1 protein-coding gene is annotated in these 1,613 nt (G+C 46.4%); it reads left to right on the top strand.

The window, feature by feature from the left end:
* Positions 1 to 1,613, top strand: a 1,613-nt coding sequence (locus FTT92_RS16570) for a type VI secretion system Vgr family protein (protein WP_180172635.1), incomplete at both ends; no start/stop codon positions are given.

Raw genomic sequence — 1,613 nt, 5'->3', positions numbered from 1 at the left:
TTCATCATGCAGTCGAATGAAAGCGATTATGACTTTCTGACCCGACTTTGGCGCAGTGAAGGCATTAACTGGCTCATCGATGAAGCACAGTTGAAATTGCCGCATTCCTCAGCCCAAATTGAAAAACAAAAACTCCGCCTGATTGATGATAATAGCCAATATCAAGCACTCAGCCGTCGTAGTATCCGCTTTCATCGCTCTAGCGCCACTGAAAAACAAGACAGCATCACCAGCTTGATCGGTGAACGTAGCATTCAACCGACTGCGGTCCATGTGCAGCGCTGGCAAGCCGATGGACTCAGCCAAGAAGAAGGCGCAGGTTCAGTTCAAAGCAAACATCAGCATAGCCAAAGCCAAGACAATGCCAGCTTAAGTTTGGAGCAAGCATGGCATATCAGCCCTGCATGGATGCAAGACTTAAAAGGTGAAGATCAAGCTACGGCTTCATCCAACAGCCAAATTGAAAAATTGAATCAAAACCTAACGCGCTATCACGAGCTACAATCGAAAAAATTCAGTGCACAATCGACTGTGCGTGATACCCAAGTGGGTTATTGGTTTGAACTGAATGAACACCCAGAAATCGATCAACACAGTGGTGCAGACAAACAATTTTTAATCACAGAAAAAAAATTCTATAACCAAAATAACTTACCTAAAGATCTCTCTGAACAGGTCAATCAACTGATTGAACAAAGTCAGTGGAACATTAAACCCATCCATGAACAGGCCGAGCGTCAGGCCAATCAGCTCACATTACAACGCCGCAATATTGCGACGGTTCCTGAATATAACCCACTCGAACACCGTCCAAGCACCCATCCGCAACGGGCTAAAGTTGTCGGGCCAAGTGGTGAAGAAATACATGTCGATGAATGGGGGCGTATCAAAGTCCGCTTTTTATTTACCCGTGGAGATGACCACAGCCATGATGGCGGTGCAGGCAGTAATGACAATGATACGGATTCTGCATGGGTCGATGTGCTTACCCCATGGGCCGGTGAAGGCTATGGTGCACGTTTCTTACCACGTATTAATGAAATCGTGGTCATTGATTTCTTTGACGGCAATATCGACCGACCATTTGTGGTGGGGCGCATACATGAAGCACAGCGCAGTCCAACCCAATTTGATAGTAAAGGCAAACTACCTGACACCAAAAAATTGGCTGGAATAAAAAGTAAGGAAGTCCAAGGTGAAGGTTTTGGACAACTGCGCTTTGATGACACGACTGGACAAATCTCGACACAATTACAAAGCACCTATGGTGCCACTCAGCTCAACCTCGGTAACCTCAGTCATCCCAAAGAAACCGCAGAAAGTGAGGGAAGAGGCGAAGGCTTTGAACTGAGAACCGACCAGTGGGGCGCAGTACGTGCAGGACAGGGACTCCTTGTCAGCACACACCCACAACAACAAGCAGCAGCAATGCACCTCGACGCACAAGCGGCGAAAGAACAAATCGAAGCCAACTTACACAGCAGTAAAGCCTTAAGTGAAGTGGCGAAAAACCAGCAAACTGACCCGCTTGAAGTCTTAGATAACCTAAAAAACTTCCTTGGACAAATCGAAAAAGGCAGTAAAGAAAAAGCTGATGCCTTTAAACAAGCCTT

The sequence above is a fragment of the Acinetobacter sp. YH12023 genome (assembly GCF_013420135.1).
GTDB classification, from domain to species: domain Bacteria; phylum Pseudomonadota; class Gammaproteobacteria; order Pseudomonadales; family Moraxellaceae; genus Acinetobacter; species Acinetobacter amyesii.
This window is presented reverse-complemented; position numbering and strand designations above follow the sequence as displayed.